General features: G+C 72.3%; 16 protein-coding genes. 9 read left to right on the top strand and 7 right to left on the bottom strand.

Translation table 11 applies throughout. The features are described 5' to 3' along the window. Nucleotides 1–159: 159 nt before the first annotated feature. A complete protein-coding gene (locus MED15_RS13300) occupies nt 160–1,011 on the bottom strand; it encodes a DUF308 domain-containing protein (protein WP_112582789.1) in 852 nt (283 codons plus the stop codon). Between the two features lie 322 nt (nt 1,012–1,333). Between MED15_RS13300 and MED15_RS13295 the strand changes: the two genes are divergently transcribed. Then, nucleotides 1,334–2,026 (top strand): lysophospholipid acyltransferase family protein, encoded by a 693-nt coding sequence (locus MED15_RS13295; RefSeq protein ID WP_112582788.1) that lies wholly within the window; start codon nt 1,334–1,336, stop codon nt 2,024–2,026. Between the two features lie 28 nt (nt 2,027–2,054). On the opposite strand, the gene MED15_RS13290 is transcribed toward MED15_RS13295, so the two are convergent. Next, nucleotides 2,055–5,564: an AAA family ATPase gene (locus MED15_RS13290; RefSeq protein ID WP_225855402.1), complete on the bottom strand. Its 3,510-nt coding sequence runs from the start codon at nt 5,562–5,564 to the stop codon at nt 2,055–2,057. A 118-nt stretch (nt 5,565–5,682) separates the two neighbouring features. On the opposite strand from MED15_RS13290, the gene MED15_RS13285 reads away from it, so the two are divergent. Then, complete coding sequence (locus MED15_RS13285; RefSeq protein WP_084597913.1) at nt 5,683–5,940, top strand: hypothetical protein; 258 nt, start codon at nt 5,683–5,685, stop codon at nt 5,938–5,940. Between the two features lie 57 nt (nt 5,941–5,997). On the opposite strand, the gene MED15_RS13280 is transcribed toward MED15_RS13285, so the two are convergent. After that, nucleotides 5,998–7,218 (bottom strand): MFS transporter, encoded by a 1,221-nt coding sequence (locus tag MED15_RS13280; protein ID WP_112735757.1) that lies wholly within the window; start codon nt 7,216–7,218, stop codon nt 5,998–6,000. Between the two features lie 212 nt (nt 7,219–7,430). Between MED15_RS13280 and MED15_RS33460 the strand changes: the two genes are divergently transcribed. Continuing rightward, nucleotides 7,431–7,601: a hypothetical protein gene (locus MED15_RS33460; protein ID WP_167457650.1), complete on the top strand. Its 171-nt coding sequence runs from the start codon at nt 7,431–7,433 to the stop codon at nt 7,599–7,601. A gap of 151 nt (nt 7,602–7,752) precedes the next feature. Here MED15_RS33460 and MED15_RS13275 read toward each other — a convergent pair whose 3' ends face one another. Continuing rightward, entirely contained in the window at nt 7,753–8,445 is a 693-nt protein-coding gene (locus MED15_RS13275; RefSeq protein ID WP_091407574.1) for a Crp/Fnr family transcriptional regulator, read from the bottom strand. Nucleotides 8,446–8,714: 269 nt separating this feature from the next. Here MED15_RS13275 and MED15_RS13270 point away from each other — a divergent pair, with 269 nt between their 5' ends. The 5 genes from MED15_RS13270 to MED15_RS13250 all read left to right on the top strand — a co-directional run bounded on the left by MED15_RS13270 (nt 8,715) and on the right by MED15_RS13250 (nt 12,272). After that, the gene (locus tag MED15_RS13270) at nt 8,715–9,212 is read left to right on the top strand and encodes a polyadenylate-specific 3'-exoribonuclease AS (RefSeq protein WP_112582786.1); all 498 of its coding nucleotides are present in this window, start codon (nt 8,715–8,717) and stop codon (nt 9,210–9,212) included. Between the two features lie 78 nt (nt 9,213–9,290). Then, on the top strand, nt 9,291–9,794 hold the full coding sequence (locus MED15_RS13265; RefSeq protein ID WP_091407580.1) for a pyridoxamine 5'-phosphate oxidase family protein: 504 nt from the start codon (nt 9,291–9,293) through the stop codon (nt 9,792–9,794). 162 nt (nt 9,795–9,956) lie between these two features. Further along, complete coding sequence (locus MED15_RS13260) at nt 9,957–10,985, top strand: 6-phosphofructokinase (protein ID WP_091408060.1); 1,029 nt, start codon at nt 9,957–9,959, stop codon at nt 10,983–10,985. A gap of 71 nt (nt 10,986–11,056) precedes the next feature. Next, entirely contained in the window at nt 11,057–11,875 is an 819-nt protein-coding gene (gene proC, locus MED15_RS13255; protein WP_112582784.1) for a pyrroline-5-carboxylate reductase, read from the top strand. A gap of 46 nt (nt 11,876–11,921) precedes the next feature. Then, the gene (locus MED15_RS13250) at nt 11,922–12,272 is read left to right on the top strand and encodes a DUF2203 domain-containing protein (RefSeq protein WP_036412622.1); all 351 of its coding nucleotides are present in this window, start codon (nt 11,922–11,924) and stop codon (nt 12,270–12,272) included. A 192-nt stretch (nt 12,273–12,464) separates the two neighbouring features. Here the strand turns inward: MED15_RS13250 and MED15_RS13245 are convergent, their stop codons facing one another. Both MED15_RS13245 and MED15_RS13240 read right to left on the bottom strand, forming a co-directional pair. Beyond that, nucleotides 12,465–13,142, bottom strand: coding sequence for a class F sortase (locus MED15_RS13245; RefSeq protein WP_244220451.1), 678 nt, complete (start codon nt 13,140–13,142; stop codon nt 12,465–12,467). Next, nucleotides 13,139–14,008 carry a DUF4397 domain-containing protein gene (locus MED15_RS13240; RefSeq protein ID WP_112735755.1) on the bottom strand — a complete coding sequence of 290 codons (870 nt, stop codon included), beginning with the start codon at nt 14,006–14,008 and terminating at the stop codon, nt 13,139–13,141. Before MED15_RS13240 ends, MED15_RS13245 begins: the two co-directional genes overlap by 4 nt. Before the next feature lie 132 nt (nt 14,009–14,140). On the opposite strand from MED15_RS13240, the gene MED15_RS13235 reads away from it, so the two are divergent. After that, entirely contained in the window at nt 14,141–15,742 is a 1,602-nt protein-coding gene (locus tag MED15_RS13235; protein WP_112735753.1) for a glycosyltransferase 87 family protein, read from the top strand. Nucleotides 15,743–15,775: 33 nt separating this feature from the next. Here MED15_RS13235 and MED15_RS13230 read toward each other — a convergent pair whose 3' ends face one another. Beyond that, the gene (locus MED15_RS13230) at nt 15,776–16,450 is read right to left on the bottom strand and encodes an NADPH-dependent F420 reductase (protein WP_112582781.1); all 675 of its coding nucleotides are present in this window, start codon (nt 16,448–16,450) and stop codon (nt 15,776–15,778) included. Nucleotides 16,451–16,620: the final 170 nt, after the last annotated feature.

Raw genomic sequence — 16,620 nt, 5'->3', positions numbered from 1 at the left:
CTCGGGCATTCCGATCAGCAGAGGACTGACCGCCGCGAGCAAGGAAAAACCGGTCAGTCAGCGGGGGAAGTGACGTACAGCGGTATTCCTACTGACAGTAAGTTACACCACTGTTACGCCCACGGCGGGGCGCTGCTGTCCCGGGATGCGGGCCGACCTTCAGACGACGGCGCCGTTGTCCGGGTCGTCCTCGTCCTCGTCGCCGGGGCGCAGCCGCCAGATCAGCGTGACGAAACCGGCCAGGATGCCGGTGAACCCGAACAGCGTCACCGCGGAGCGGTCGATCGGGAGCAGCCACGGGAAGAGGAACAGCACGAACCCGACGACCACCCCGAGCACGCCGATCACCGCGTACTTGCTGACCCGCGGCAGCGGTGGCGGTGGCGGTGGGTGGTAACCCTCGTCGTCCTCGTCGTCGGGCAGGTCGGCGCCGAAGGTGTCCAACCCGTCCAGCAGCGACGGCTCGTCCGGTCGGGTGCCGCGCCCCACTGAGATCCCGGAGATGTCCGTCGCGGACGGCAGCCGGCGAACGTCGGTGGCGGTCGGACCGGGCTCGTCGGTGCCGGAGCGGGTCAGCGGCCCGGAGGTCGACTCGTCCCGGTTGTCCCGCTCGTCCACGTCCTCCGAGGCCGGCCACGGGTGGTCACCGGGCGTGGAGGTGGTGTGGAAGCCCGCCACGATCCGCGCCCACTCGGCGTCGATGTCCGGCTCGTCACGAGCCGGTGGCTGCTCCGGAGCGGTCTCGTCGGCGAGCTGGGTCAGGTAGTCCCGGGCGGTGGTCAGGTGCGAGCGGTCGACGTAGAGCCGGTCGACCGGCCGGGCCGGCACGGTGGTGGTGCGGGTGACCGGGTTGAGGTCGGCGGAGGGCTGGAGGTAGGCGGCAATCCCGCCGGCGGCCAGCACGTCGAGCAGGTGTTCACCGACGCGCGGATCGACGTCGCCGACGACGGCGTACTCGTTCGCGTCGAGCCCGTTGTCCCGCCGTCCCCGGCGGGCCCCACCCGCTGACACCCGGACATCCCCCTTAACGCGCCTTCCGGCGCGGCCACCGCTGCCCTTCGGCGCCCGTCCGCACGCCGTGCTCTGAATCGTGACACGTCAGGGCATGGTTCCGGGAGTGCGTTGTGTCGCGTCTTCCAAAGTCACGGCTGCTCCCGCAGGTCGCGGCGCGGCTCCTTTGTCCGTTCTTGCGCGACAAGTGCGATCTCGGTGATCGCGGCCGGCGATACCTCGGCCCCCGAACGTCGTCCGTTGTGGTGAGAGCGCTCGCTTCGTAGGCTCGTCGGCGACGACGGCTGGCGCTGTCGCGGGCACACCACGGGAAAGGACGCCGGTGCTCTACTGGCTGCTGAAGTACGTCATCCTCGGTCCGCTGCTCAAACTGATCTTCCGCCCGCAGGTGGAGGGCCTGCGCAACGTGCCGGCGACCGGCCCGGTGATCCTGGCGAGCAACCACCTTTCCTTCTCCGACTCGATCTTCACACCGTTGATCACCGCCCGGAAGGTCACCTTCGTCGCCAAGGCCGAGTACTTCACCGGCAAGGGGATCAAGGGCTGGCTGACCAAGATGTTCTTCGTCGGCACCGGCACGATTCCGGTGGACCGCTCCGGTGGCCGGGCCGCGCGCGCCGCCCTGGACACCCAGTTGCAGGTGCTGCGGGCCGGGGGAGTGGCCGGCATCTACCCCGAGGGCACCCGCTCCCCGGACGGGCGGCTCTACCGGGGCAAGACCGGGGTGGCCCGGCTCGCCCTGGAGAGCGGCGCGGTGGTGGTGCCCGTGGCCATGCTCAACGCCGACGAGATCCAGCCGCCGGGCAAGCTCATCCCCAAGATCGACCGGGTGAAGATCCGGTTCGGGGCGCCGCTGGACTTCTCCCGCTACGCCGGGCTGGCCGGCGACCGGTTCGTCGAGCGCGCGGTCACCGACGAGATCATGTACGAGTTGATGGAGCTCTCCGGTCGGGAGTACGTGGACGTCTACGCCCAGAAGCTCAAGCAGCCCGTCCCGACGCCGCTGGCCGCCTGAGCCACCGCCGGCCCGGCCCGGTCGGCGGTCAGGGCAGGTGGAGCAGGGCGGGCGCGCGGTGACGGGTGGCGAAGTCGTGCAGGCGGGCGCGGGTCGCCGCGGCGGCGGGTGGGTCGGTCTCGGCCAGCGGGCCGATGGCCAGCGCCAGCGTGATGATCTCGTCGGTCACGTCGGTCATCCGGGCGTAGCTCGCCGCCGCCGAGCGCAGCAGGTTCGCCGCGGTCGAGGCGTCCCCGGCGTGCCGGGCCAACGTGGCGTCGGCTACCTGACCGGCCGCGTGAGCCCACGGGGTCATCCGGGGCGCCCGGTCGAGCAGTTGCCGGACCAGCCGGGCCGCGTCCGCGCCGAGCACTCCGGCGACGTGCCCGACGGCCGGCACCCACTCCGCGAACGGAATCATCCGGGTCCGTTGCCAGTCGTCGTCCAGCTCGGTGAGCAGCGCCATCGCCTCGTCGCGGCGGCCCTGCACCGCCCGGCAGAGGGCGGCGTGCGCCAGGGTGGAGCGCAGCACCCGGTGGAAACCGGTGCGCCGCGCCGCGACCAGCGCCTGCTCGACCAGATCCCCACCCGTTGCGGCCGGCCCCGCAGTTTCGTCGGGCCCGTCGGGTCCGACCAGCTCGGCTCCGGCCAGCCCGCGCATCCAACCCGAGACCGCCACGATGTGCAGGTCCCACTCGGCGGTCGGCCGTCGGGTCGACTCCGCCGCCATCGCCAGCGCCGCCGTCCAGTCACCCGCGTAGTACGACCGCGCCCACTGGTCGGCGAAGCTGGTGGCCAGGCTGTGCTCGCCGCCCAGGTCGAGGGTGAGCTGTTCGTCGACCAACCGGGCCGAGCCGGCCAGGTCGCCCTCCTCCTGCAACGCCCAGGCGAGGTTCTGCACCGCCCGGCGCCGACTGGTGAGTCGCTCCACCCGGCAGTGCTCGGTCACCTCCGCCAGCTCCGGGAACGCCTCGGCGGAGCCGGACAGGTAGCGCGCCACGGCCAGGGTGATCCGCGCGTTGGCCTGGACCTCGCGCAGCTGGAGCCGCTCGGCGAGGGACTCCGCCGCCCGCGCCGCGGTGCACGCCGGTTCGGTCTCCGCGTTCAGCATGTGCACCCGGGCCAGCTCCAGCAGGGCGCTCGCCTTCTCCTGACTGTCCGGTAGGTCGCTGTAGATGCCGATCGCCTGGTCCAGGAAGCGCAGGGTCGTCGAGCGGTCGGCGCGACTCCACGCGGCGGTGGCGAGCAGCGTCCAGGCGCGGGCCGCCCCCGTCCGGTCGCCGCTGGTGGTGAGCCGCTCGGCCAGCCGGGTCAGGGTGTCCGTGCCCCCCGCCACCAGGAAGGCGTCCCCGTCCCGATAGAACGCCAGCTCGGCGTCGAACAGCTCCAGCGCCGGGTCCGGCCCGACGTCCAGGGCCAGCGCCCGGCCGACCAGCGCGGCGGCGGTGTCCAGCGCGTGCAGCTCGTACGCCCGGCGGGCCGCCCGGTGCAGCGCGGCCCGCGCCGGCGGGGCGTAGGGGGCGGTGTCCAACCCGACGGTCCTGGCGATCTCGTGTGCCGCCCAGCGATGGTTGGCCAGCACCTCGGCCAGGTCGTACTGCCGGCCGTCGGTGAGCTGCGCCATCCAGTCGGCGGTGCGTTGGTGGCGCAGCACCCGCTCGGCCCTGGGCAGCCGCTGATAGCAGACGTCGCGCACCAGGATGTGCCGGAACCGGTACTCGGGCTGGCCGGGCATCGTCGACGTGCTCTGCTCGTACACCAGGTCGCGACGTTGCAGGCGGTCCAGCGCGCGCTCCACCCACTCCACCGGCCGCCCCAGCGCCATCGCCACCGGCGCAGCCCAGAACACCACGCCGACCACGGCGGCGGCCTGGAGCACCGCCCGGTCGGCCGGGTCCAGCAGGTCGAGCCGGTTGGCGATGACCGCCTGCACGGTGCGGGGCATCTCCGCGCCGCCGTCGAGGTCGAGGCGGGGGGTCGGACCGACCGCGTCGAGCAGGCCGCCGTCCAGCAGCATCCGGGCGTACTCCTGGGCGTAGAGCGGGTTGCCGTCGGCGAACTCGATCAGCGGGGTACGCGAGCTGGACGGCAGCGTCGCCTGGCCAAGGAGCAGCGAGTACAGCGTGTCGATGTCGGTGTCGTGCATCGGCGGCACCGAGATGGACATCGCGCCGCTGATCGTGCCGGTCCAGGCCGGGTTCCGTTCCCGCAGCTCCGGCCGGGCGGTCGCGACGACCAGCAGCGGTACGCCGCGTGCTGACGCGCCCAACTGCTCGACGAAGGCGAGCATCGCCTGGTCCGCCCAGTGCATGTCCTCGAAGACCAGCACGGTCGGGCCGGTGGCCGCCAGGGCGAGCAGGAACCGCCGCCAGGCGGCCTCGGTCTCGCCGGGGGTGAGCCGTTCACCGGGTACGCCGATCAGCGGCCCGAGCGCCTCGGCCAACCGGGTCGCGTGCGGGTCGGCGAGCTGCCCCAGCCGGGCCCGTAGCCGTTCGCGCAGCGCGGCCGGGTCGTCGACCTCCGGCACGCCCACCCAGGTCTTCACGATGTCCGACAGCGCGGCCCAGGTGACGTTCTCACCGAACGGCGGGCACTGCCCGACGAGCCAGGTGATCGGCGGGCCGGGCATGCTGCCGGCGTGCCTGGCCAGTTCGCGCAGCAGCCGGCTCTTGCCCACACCGGCCGGGCCGAACACCGTCACCAACTGGGAGGTCCGCTCGGTCACCATCCGGTGCAGCGCGTTGACCAGCAGGCCGCGCTCGTGTTCCCGGTCCACCATCGGGGTCAGCTCGGCGCCGCGCGGGTCCCGGTGTGGCCGCACCTGGACGGCCAGCCAGATCCGGCTCACCGCGGACCGGCCGCGCAGGGTGACCGGTGGCTGGTCGGCGTACTCCATCTCGTGTCGGGTGGCCGACCAGGTGCTCTCGTCGACGACGACACCGCCCGGAGGGGCGAACCCCTGTAGGCGGGAGGCCGTGTTGACCACATCTCCGGTCACGAAGGCCTGCCCACCGTCGCGGGTGGCGGAGAGGTCGACCAGGGCCTCGCCGGTCGCGATGCCGACCCGGAAGCTCAGCGGCGGCTGCGGACCGGCGGGCTGGCGGGCCAGGTTCCGTTGCAGCTCCAGGCCGGCGCGGACACACCGCAACGCGTCGTTGTCGGTGGCCACCGGCGCGCCGAACAGCGCCATCGCCGCGTCGCCGATGTACTTCTCGACCACCCCGCCGTACTGGTGCACGATCCGACGCACCGTGGCGAAGTAGGTCTGCTGCAGACCACGGGCCTGCTCCGGGTCGGCCCGCTCCGCGTAGCTGGTGAAGTCCACGATGTCGACGAAGAGCACGCTGACCTGACGCCGGTCCTCCTGCACCGCGACGGCGTGGTCCCGCAGCGGTTGACCGCAGCTGGTGCAGAAGTTGACCTCGGTGCTGTTGGCATGCCCGCAGTGCGCACAGTTGACCCCGAGCGGCTGGCCACACCCGCCGCAGAAGCGGTCGTCCGGCCCGGCCGCGCGTGCGCAGTGTCCACACTTGAGGTCGATGTTCAGCTCCGTGGGCAAGAGAGGTCAGTATCGCGGCCGGTCGGCCAGTCGGCTACCCGACGTGCGGACGGGCAACGGCATCGATCGGTCGGGGTTAGTGTTCCGTACCAGGAAGTTTCATGTCAGGGAGAGTGCCGTGCAGGTACGACTGTCCGCCTCGTGGACCGATCCGGGTGGCACGCTGTGGGCGCCGGGCGACACGATCGACGTCGATGCGGTCACTCTCGCCGAACTGGAGGAGCAGGGCATGGTGGAAGAGCCTGAGGGTCAGTCGGGCGGGTCGGGGGAGACCACGACCACCTCGTCGAGCACGTCCACGGCTGGTAAGCCGACCGATCCGAAGAAGATCGGGCCGGGGCCGGGTGCGCCGCCGGCCGACAGCACGGAGAACTGATCGCCAGGGTGCGGTCGGCGGGCCATCGGTCCACCGACCGCACCTGTCTGTCCGGTCTCACCCGTTGGCCGCTGCGAACCTGCCCGGCGTCGGCAGACGTAGCCCCAGGGCCCGGGTGAGCAGGGGAGCGATCAGCCCCAGGGTGGCCAGCACACCCAACCCCGAGACGACCAGCACCCATCGTGGCCCGACCACCGCCAACAACGGTGCGCCGACGGCGTAGGCCAGTGCCTCCGCCGCGTACGGGAACATGTAGACGGTGCCGAACACCACGCCGAGCCGTTCGGCCGGCACGTTCTGCTGGATGAGGGTGTCGGCGGCGACGTTGTGCCAGCCCGCGCCGACACCGGCCACCGCCTGACCGGCTATGGCGAGCGCGATCACCGGGCTGAGGCCGGTGACCAGCGTTCCGGCGCCGAGCGCGAGCAACGCGCCGTAGAGGACCAGGTCCATCCGGATGCGTACGCCGGTTCTCGCCAGGCACATGGGACCGAGCACCATGCCGACGCCGTAGGCGGTGCCCAGCAAACCGATAGTGACCTCGGTGGCGCCCAGTTCGGCGCGTCCGAGAGGGACGATGGCGAGGTTGTCCAGCGCGGCGAACATCACCATCACCAGGAACCCGACCGAGACCGCACGGACGACGCTGTGCCCTCGGACCACCCGCAACCCTTCGCGCAGCACTGTGTGCAGTGGCTCGGACCGGCGGGTCGCGCCGGTCGTCGAGAGCGTCCGGACTCCGCCGATCAGCAACGCGGAGAGAACGAAGGTCGCCGCGTCCACGAGCAGCGTGACGGTCAGCCCGAGGGTCGCCAGCAGGAGGCCGCCGACGGCCGGCCCGGCAGCGAGCCCGATGTTGACGCCCGTCGCGAGTTGCGCGTTCGCCGCCGGCAGTTGCTCGCGATCGACCAGGCGGGGGAGCAGGCTGCGTCCGGCGGGAGTGAACGCGGTGGCGGCCGTGGTAGCCGCGGTGATCAGCGCCAACAGGACGGGCAGGGGCGGCGCGAGCAGCGCGACGGCGAGGTACGTCAACGCCTGGGCGGTGTCGCAACCGATCATCAGCCGGCGCTGGTCGGACCGGTCGGCCAGGGCACCGAGCAACGGTCCGAGCAGCCGGGGCACCGTCGATGCCAGCAGCAGCAGGGCGACCGCGCCGCCGCCGTGCCGGTCGTAGACGGCGATCAGCAGCGCCGTCCGGGCCAGCTGATCACCGGTGTACGACACCAGGCGCGCCGACCAGTACCGACGAAATGCGACATTGCCGCGGAGTAATGACATGACCGGTGGCTCCTCACTGCTGCGGGTATGTCGGCACGGGCCCTGGGACAGGGGCGGGCGCGGCAACCTTGTCAGCGTGGTGTGGAGGCCAACAACCGCTCTTCAGCCAGTGATTCATGTCGATTTGTCCTATTTCGTCCCACCGCTCTACGCCGTAGCGTCCTCGGCAAGACAGGCACGACAGGAACCACACAATCGACCAGGGGGACGACATGGCGACCACGACGACGACCACCACCACCACCGCGAGCGGCTGGGCCGGACCGGGCATCTGGGCCGGACCTGGTTTCTGGGCCGGACCGGGTTTCTGGGCCGGACCGGGCTACCAGTCGACCGCGGCCCGTTGGCCGGGCGCGACCCGCTGGGTCGGCCCGACCCGCTGAGCCCCGCGCGCTGAACCGCGTGCACGGTGACGCCGGCTGCCACTGGCAGCCGGCGCAGCCGTGCGTACGGGTGGGGGAGTTGGTCGGCGACGGGTGACGGCCGTCCAGATCGAACGCTCGGCCGCCGACGAAACCGGGGCGGGCCGGTCGGTCAGCGGTCGGCCATGCCGGCGCGGCGGCGCAGCGCGGCCACGTCGGTCACCACGATGCGGCGGCCCTCGGTGCGCAGCCAGCCACGGCTGGCGAACGAGCCGATCGCCTGGTTGACGCTCTGCCGGGAACCACCGGCCATCTCGGCCAGTTGGCTCTGGTTGAGCTCGATCGTGATCATCGGTGCCTGGCTCTCGCCGGCCAACCGCACCAGCGTCTTGGCCACCCGACCGGGCAGGTCGAGGAAGACGTGGTCGGCGTTCTGCTCGGTGAGTCGGCGGATCAGCCCGCCCAGTGAGCGCATCACCGCGTCCAGGATGCGGGGGTTGGAGTGCACCAACTCCATGAACGCGCCCCGGGAGAGCGCGAGCGCCGCGCAGTCCTCGATGGCCTCCGCCGAGGCGGACCTGGTGGACGCGTCGAGCAGGGAGACCTCACCGAGCACGTCCGGTGGACGGATAACCGACAGCACGGCCCGCTCGCCGGTGGGTGCGGTGCGAAAGACCGCCACCGCGCCGCGGCGCAGCACGATCAGGGACTCGCCGGGGTCGTTCTCCACGAAGAGCAGTTGGCCCTTGCGATAGGTGCGCGGAACGGCGGCGGCGATGACACGCTGCCGCACCTCGGGCTCCAGCCCGGCGAACATCTCGACACCCGTGAGCGCGTCACCCGGCTCCGGCAGGCGAACCTCCACGGCCCAACCCCTCCCCCGGTCATGGACCACAACTCGCTCACCGGGCGAACCTGATGGGCCCCGACAAGGTGAACTGACACCGATTCGGCGTCCGGTAGCGGTACACATCAGATCATGACGGTCCGGTCGCTTGCTGTACACCCCTCGAAGCACTTCCGTGACCGTCACGAGCTGCGACGCGTCGTTCACGAAGTGTCGCCGTGGCTCGACGGGCCTCCGGACGGGCCCCGCCGGGTGCGGCCGTACGGCGGTGGGCGAGGATGCCCGGAATGGTCTACCGCTACTTCTACGACTGCGAGTTCATCGAGGACGGCACGACCGTCGACCTCGTCTCGATCGGTGTCGTCGACGAGTACGGCCGCGAGTTCTACGCGGTCTCCACCGAGTTCGACGACTCCCGCGCCGTGCCCTGGGTCCGACGCAACGTGCTGGACAAGCTCCCCTCCCCGGCGGACCGGGCCTGGCGCTCGCGTGAGCGCATCCGCGACGACCTGTACGACTTCCTGGTGGAGCCGATCCGGGACCGGCCGGGGGAGCAGTTGGAGTTGTGGGCCTGGTTCGCCGCGTACGACCACGTGGTGCTCGCCCAGCTCTGGGGTGCGATGCCGGCGCTGCCCCGGGAGATTCCCCGCTACACCAAGGAGCTGCGGCAGCTCTGGGACGACCGGGGCCGGCCGCCCCTGCCCGACGCGGACGCGGCCCGGCACGACGCTCTGGTCGACGCCCGGCACAACCTGGCCCGCTGGCGGGCGATGACCGCCCGCTGAGTGGTGCCCCCGCCGCCGGAGGTTTGACCGGTTCTGTCCCGGGCAACGGTTCGACCAGCCGAGCCGAGGGAGATTGCCATGAGCGACCAGCCGAGCAGCGCCGCGGAGGCACGCGCCCGGGTCACCGGCCTGGCCCGGGCCGCGCGGATCTGCATGCTCACCACGACTGCCCTGGACGGTCGGCAGGTGAGTCGACCGATGGGGCTCCAGGAGGCCGAGTTCGACGGCGAGCTGTGGTTCTTCGCCTACGCCGACTCGGCCAAGGTCCGCCAGATCCGGGTGAACCCGGAGGTCAATGTCGCCTTCTCCGATCAGAAGCACAACGCGTGGGTGTCGATCTCCGGCACCGCCACCGAGGGGTTCGACCGGGCCCGGGCCGAGCAGCTGTGGAACCCGCTGCTCAAGGCGTGGTTCCCCGACGGGCTGGACACCTCCGGTCTCACGCTGATCAAGGTGCACGCCAGCTCGGCCGAGTACTGGGACTCGCCGAACAGCACTGTGGTGAACCTGCTCGACTACGCGAGGGCCGCGGTCACCGGCCGGCCACCGACGGCCGGCGAGAACCACGAGGTGACCTACTGACCGGGGGTGGGTGCCCGGGGCGCGCTGTCGTCGTACCGGCGGGCCGACTACAGTTCGCAGTGACGGCCCGCCCCGGGCCGGCAACGGCGCCGATGGTCTGACCTGACACATACCCTGGGGCATATCGGGCTTTACCTGATGCTCCAGGAGGATGAGCGGATCATGCGTATCGGCGTGCTCACCGGCGGCGGCGACTGCCCCGGTCTCAACGCGGTCATCCGGGCGGTGGTCCGCAAGGGCGTCGCCACTTACGGTCACGAGTTCGTGGGCTTCCGGGACGGCTGGAAGGGCCCGCTTGAGGGTCTGTCCCGCCCGCTGGACATCGCCGACGTTCGCGGCATCCTGCCCCGCGGCGGCACCATCCTCGGCTCGTCCCGTACCAACCCGTTCAAGATCGAGAACGGCGTCGAGCGGATCAAGGACAACCTTGCCGCCCAGGGCGTGGACGCGCTGATCGCGATCGGCGGCGAGGACACCCTCGGCGTGGCCACCAAGCTCTACGAGCTGGGCGTGCACGTCGTCGGCGTGCCGAAGACGATCGACAACGACCTCGGCGCCACCGACTACACCTTCGGCTTCGACACCGCGGTCAACATCGCGATGGAGGCCATCGACCGGCTGCACACCACCGCGGAGAGCCACCACCGCACCCTGGTCGTCGAGGTGATGGGCCGGCACGCCGGCTGGATCGCCCTGCACGCCGGTCTGGCCGGCGGCGCCAACGTGATCCTGCTGCCCGAGCGTCAGTTCGACGTCGACCAGGTGGCCGGCTACGTCGAGAAGCGCTTCCAGCACCAGTACGCCCCGATCGTCGTGGTCGCCGAGGGCGCCCAGCCGCTCGACGGCCAGATGGTCCTCGCCAACCAGGAGCTCGACTCGTTCGGCCACGTCCGCCTCGGCGGCATCGGCCAGTGGCTCGCCGAGCAGCTGGAGGCCAAGACCGGCAAGGAGGCCCGCACCGTGGTGCTGGGCCACATCCAGCGCGGTGGCACCCCGACCGCCTTCGACCGGGTGCTCGCCACCCGCCTGGGCCTGCAGGCCATCGACGCCGTCAACGACGGCGACTGGGGCAAGATGGTCGCGATGCAGAGCACCGACATTGTCCGGGTGCCCCTGGCTGAGGCCACCCGCGAGCTGAAGACCGTGCCGCTGGAGCGGTACGCCGAGGCCGAGGTCTTCTTCGGCAGCTGATCGATCGTCGGCGGCGCGGCGGGCCTGCGGGTCCGCCGCGCCGCGACCAATTCGAGGGGGTACGGGCCGACATGTCCGCCGGAGTGCACACGGTCGCGGTGATCGGCGCGGGCAAGATCGGTGAGCTGATGCTCTCCGGGCTGCTGCGCTCGGGGTGGCCGGTGGACCGGCTGCTGGCCACCGCCCGCCGACCCGCTCGCGCCGAGGAGTTGACCGCCCGGTACGGCGTACGGATGGTCGACAACCTGACCGCGGTGGACGAGGCCGCGGTGCTCGCGGTCTCGGTCAAGCCGCAGGACGCCGCCGCGCTCCTCGACGAGATCGGCCCCAAGGTGCCGGCCGACAAGCTCGTCATCTCGCTCTGCGCCGGTCTGCCCACCAGCTTCTTCAGCCGCCGGTTGCCCGAGGGCACCCCGGTGGTGCGGGTGATGACCAACACCCCGGCGCTGGTCGACGAGGCGATGACCGCGATCTCCGCGGGCGAGCACGCCACCGGGGCGCACCTCACGCTGGCCGAGGAGATGTTCAAGCCGCTCGGCCAGACGATCCGTGTGCCCGAGTCGCAGCAGGACGCGGTAACCGCGCTCTCCGGCTCCGGCCCGGCCTACTTCTACCTTCTCGTCGAAGCCATGATCGACGCCGGGATCCTGCTCGGGCTGCCCCGTCAGGTGGCGCACGAGTTGATCGTGCAGACCGCGATCGGGTCGGCGGTGATGCTGCGCGACTCCGGCGAGCACCCGGTCAAGCTGCGCGAGGCGGTCACCTCGCCGGCCGGCACCACCATCTCCGCGATTCGTGAGCTGGAGAAGCACGGCGTACGCGCGGCGCTGCTCGCCGCGCTGGAGGCCGCCCGGGATCGTGCCCGCGAGCTGGCGGCGCAGGCCGACTGAGCGGTCGGGGCGCGTCGCGGGGCCGTGCGTGCCGCATACTGGCCCGGTGTTCACACTTGCCCAGGCCCGGCACCTGGTGGCCACCCTGCAACCGCGCGTCGACGAGTTGATCCGGGTCCGGGCCGACCTGGCCGAGTTGCGCGCCGACCTGGCCGACCACGGCGTGAGCGCGCTCGGCGGGCTGGCCGAGGTCAAGGCGCTCGAGGCCCGGCTGCACGCCGTCGTCGACGAGCTGCACCAGCACGACATCCAGGTCAAGGGCATCGCCCCGGTGCTGCTCGACTTCCCCGGCGAGCGGGCCGGCCGCGCCGTGCTCTGGTGCTGGCTGGAGGGCGACTCCGACGTGCGCTGGTACCACCGGGCAGAGTGCGGCTTCGCCGGCCGCCGCCCCCTCTGACGCCCCGCGTTCCGCGCCTCGCGCTCCGCGGCCGCCCCGCGCCTCTCCGCGCATCTCCGCCCGTGCAGCCCGGGCCCCGCGCCTTCTTGCGCCCCCACCCGCTTGATCCACTCGGGTTCATGGAAATCGCGGTATCCGAGCGCGGCGGATGCCCCGACTTCCGGGAACCCGAGTGGATCAAGAGCGCGCGACTCAGCCTGCCGCGGACGTCGGCAGGACCGGGCCAGGGACCTCGGTCACCGCGAACACCACCACGTTGTCGACGTAGTGCCCCCGCCGCCGGTCGAAGTCGCCCCCGCAGGTGACCAGGCGCAGCTCCGCCCCGGGCGTCGGGCCGTAGACCACGGCGGTCGGAAACTGGTCCTTGCGGGTACGCATCGACCCGGTCACCCGGAACGGCAGCCGCTGCCCGCCGCGCCACACCTCCACCAGGTCGCCGGGCCGTAGCTCGCCGAGCCGGGCGAAGACCGCCGGGCCGCGTCGTGAGTCCAGGTGCCCGGCGAGTACGGCCGGGCCGGTGTCGCCCGGGGCCGGGCCGCCGCCGTACCAGCCAGCGGTGTGGAAGTCGGTCGGCGGGATCAGCACGCCGGCGCGGTCCAGACCCAGCACGGTGAGCGGTGAGTCGACGTCGATGCGCGGTACGCGTACCCGCGTGGGTGGACCGTGTGGCGTGGGCGCGGCGGCCACCGACGGGCAGTCGTCACCGCAGCCGGGGTGCCAGCTCGCCGCTGGCGGTGGCGGGCCGGTGGTGGCCAGGCCGACCCCGGTGCCGGCGGCCAGGCAGACCGCCGCGCCGGCCGCGACCAGCGCGGCCAGCGGTATCCGGCGGTCACGGTGCCGCCGGATCGACGGGTCCGGCCCGGCGCTCACCAGGTGGTGCGCCGCCGCCGACGCCAGAGCAGCAGGGCCGCCGCGCCGGCCGCCGCGGCCAGACCGCCGGCCACCAGTGGGTACGCGTCGAGATTGGCCCCGGCGGTGCCACCGGCGCCGGTGTCCACCCCGCCGGCCGGGACGACGGTGCCACCCTCGGCGTCGCGGCGCAGCTCGGCGGTGAGACCGCCCTGCTTCGCGTCGAGCACCAGCAGCGAGTAGACCGCGCCACCGGTGAGCCGCACCTCGGCGTCGGTGCTGGGCCCGCCGGCACCCGTCAGCTTCAGCCGCCAACTGCCCGGCTCGACCTGCTGGTAGTCGGTCGTGGTGGCGAACTGCACCCCGTCGGCGATCATCGGGCCGTCGGCGGCGGCCACGTCGAGCACCGGGGTCCGCACCGACGCCTGGATGACCCGCACCTTGGCGCGGCCGTCGGTGGGGGCGCTGAGATCGTCGTTGAGCACCCGCAGGCCGAGGTCGGCGTGCCGGCCGACACCGGCCACCGTGAAGGCGTCGCCGCTGGTCACCGCGACCTCGGTGGTGAGCACCGGGGGGTCGCTGGCGGGGGCGCCGGCCTCGCGCATGGCCACCGCGTACCGGCCCGGCGCGAGTTCGAGGTAGTCGGAGATCACGCCGTAACCGACCCCGGGGAAGACCTGCGGCTTCGCCGCGCCCGGCGCGGCAAGGTAGACGTCCACCGCCGGGGTGTCCGGGGAGAGGTGCGCGAGCCGGACGTAACCGACGGTGTCCGCGCCGGTCGCGGCGTTCGCCGGAACAGGAATGGCGGCGGTGGCGAGGGCGGTGCCGAGCAGGAGCGCGCCGGAGCCGGCCAACAGCCGGCGGGGCACGGTACGGAGCGTGTGCATGTCGCCTCCGGAGGCACGTTCGGTGAGCGGGCGGCAACCCAGAGAAACAGGGTCCCGTGAACAGGACTGCGGCGCAAGTTGCCACAGCGATGTTTTTGTCGGCTGTCGTTACCGGTCGCCTATTCTCGGGCGATGCGGGATCGCCGGGTGGCGCTGGCGTGGGCGGCCTTCGTCGTCGTCGCGCTGGTGTCCTGTGTGCTCGTTCTGCGCCGCCCGGATCGCCTCTCCGACCTGCACATCTACTACGGTGCGCTGTCCGATCTGCGCGCCGGCAAGCCGCTGTACGGATATGTCGCGGAGAACGGCGGTCCGTTCACCTATCCACCGTTCGCCGCTCTCGCGTTGTGGCCGATCACCGCCGTCAGCGAGGGCGTACTCCAGGGGATCTGGCTGGTCGCGACATGCGCGGCGGTCGTCGCCATCGCCGGGTCGGTGGGTGTCGCGCTGACCACCCGACAGTCCCGGCGCCCGCTCGTCGTGGCGCTGGCGGCCACCGTGCTGATGCTCTCCGCGCCGGTGCAGAGCAACCTACGCTTCGGGCAGGTCAGCATCTTCATCGTGCTGATGGCCCTGCTCGACGGGCTGGGCGTCGTCCCGCCCCGAGTGCGCGGGACGTTGGTCGGGGTGGCCGCGGCCATCAAGCTCACCCCGCTGCTGTTCGTTGTCTACTTCCTCGCCGTCGGGCGCTACCGGGACGCCGGCCGGTCGGCGGCCACCTTCGTGGCCTGCGCTGGCCTCGCCGCGGTCGTGCTGCCCCGGGAGAGCTGGGCCTACTGGACCGAGACCGTGCGGCAGACCTCCCGCATCGGCAATCTGTCCTCGTTGGGCAACCAGTCAGTGCACGGAATGTTGCTGCGCGTCGGCGTCGACGAGACGGCGCTGCCAGTGCTCTGGGCCGGCATGGTGGCACTGATCTGCGCGGCGGCACTGCTCCGGGCCCGACAGCTGACGCGGCAGGGCCGCCCCGGGCACGCCGCCGTGCTCGTCGGCTGCGCCACAGTGGCCGCGTCCCCGGTGTCCTGGACCCACCACCAGGTGTGGCCGGTGCTCGCCGCGATGCTGCTGATCGGCGCGTCCGGCGTCACCCAGCGGGCCGCCGGCGCGGCGCTGCTCGCCGCCATGGTCGTCTCGCTGGGCGCGGTGCTCAGCCCGGTCTCGACGCGGCCGGGGGTGCAGTTCCTCTTCGAGAACGCCCGTGCCGTCGGGGTGTGCCTCCTGTGCCTCGTCGGCTTCGGCGGTGTCGCCGTCGCCGCCCAGCGCACGAGCAGACGACCGGCCGCCGGCCGTGCCTGGCTGCGGGTGGGCGTCACGGCCTCGGTGGCGCTCGCGTTCTTCGCCGTGCAGCCGCTGCCGGCCGGAGCCGACCCCACCTTCAAGGCGTACACGCTCGACGACGTGGTCAACCCGCGATACTTCTTCGTCTGCCGTGGCCCGGCCGAATGCGCCGAATACGCCACCGACGCGCCGGTCACCTTCGGCACCCGCGCCGAGAAGACCAAGGTCCGGGTCAACGGCGTGGTCTCCCCGCAGGTGACCCGCCTGGAGTACTACTCCGCCCCGGGTGGGGCACCCCGGGCCATTCCGCTGCTCGCCCCGTACCCGGGTTCGCGTACCTTCTCGTTCCGGTCGGCGACGATGGCCCACGGTCGGCTCGTCGCGTACGCCGCGGACGGGCAGCCGATCGCCAGCTACGACGACGAACTCGCCGCCGCCCTCCGCACGACGACCCGGTAGGCGGTCGCGGGGAGGGCGGCGGGCTGGCGTTGCTCAGCGGGTGGCGGCGGCCAGGGCGGCGCGCAGCTTCGCGGCGTCGCCCGGGGCCGGGTGCTCCCAGTCCGTCGGGCTGGCGGAGTAGAGCGTGCCGTACGCCGGGGTGTCCGGCTGGTAGCGCCACCCCTCGGCCAGCGGGCCGACGTCCACCGCGTCGTAGCCAATCCGGTCCAGGAAGGCGGTCACCTCGGCCTTCGCGGCGGCATCGTCACCGGCGATCGCGAGGGCGCTGCGGTCGGCCGCGCCGGACGGCCGGGGGAGCGCGGCCAAGCCCTTGAAGTAGATGTTGTTGAAGACCTTGACCACGCGCGAGTCCGGCAGGTGTCGCTGGAGCAACTCGCTGCTGGTGGTCTCGCCGGAGTCCAGCTCCGGGAAGGTGCCGTCGCGCTGGGGGTAGTAGTTGTTGGTGTCGATGACGACCTTGCCGGCCAGCGGTTCCACGGGCACCGCGCGGTACGCCTTCAGCGGCACACTGACCACCACCAGGTCCCCGACCTGCGCCGCGTCCTGCGTGGTGCCGGCGCTGGCGTGCTCGCCCAGGGTCTCCACCAGGTCGGTGAGGGTCTCCGGGCCCCGCGAGTTGCTCAGCACCACGTCGTAGCCGGCGTCAACGGCCAGCCGGGCCACGGTGCCGCCGATGTTGCCACTGCCGATCAGTCCCACAGTTGTCATGCTCGTTCCCAACTCCGTCCACCCGCGACACATTCCCGACCAGGCTGGTGGGTTATTCGGTTGTCCGTCGCCGGGCGGCTGATCCGGCTGCTCGCGACCTTCGCCGTCCCGGCGGGTGCCTGGCTGGCGCCGCGAGCCCGTCCTGCACAACGTACTGCCCACGCTGGTCG

This window comes from Micromonospora noduli (assembly GCF_003264475.1).
Lineage (GTDB): Bacteria > Actinomycetota > Actinomycetes > Mycobacteriales > Micromonosporaceae > Micromonospora > Micromonospora noduli.
Note: the sequence above shows the minus strand (reverse complement) of the source record. Positions and strands in the feature narration are given on the sequence as shown.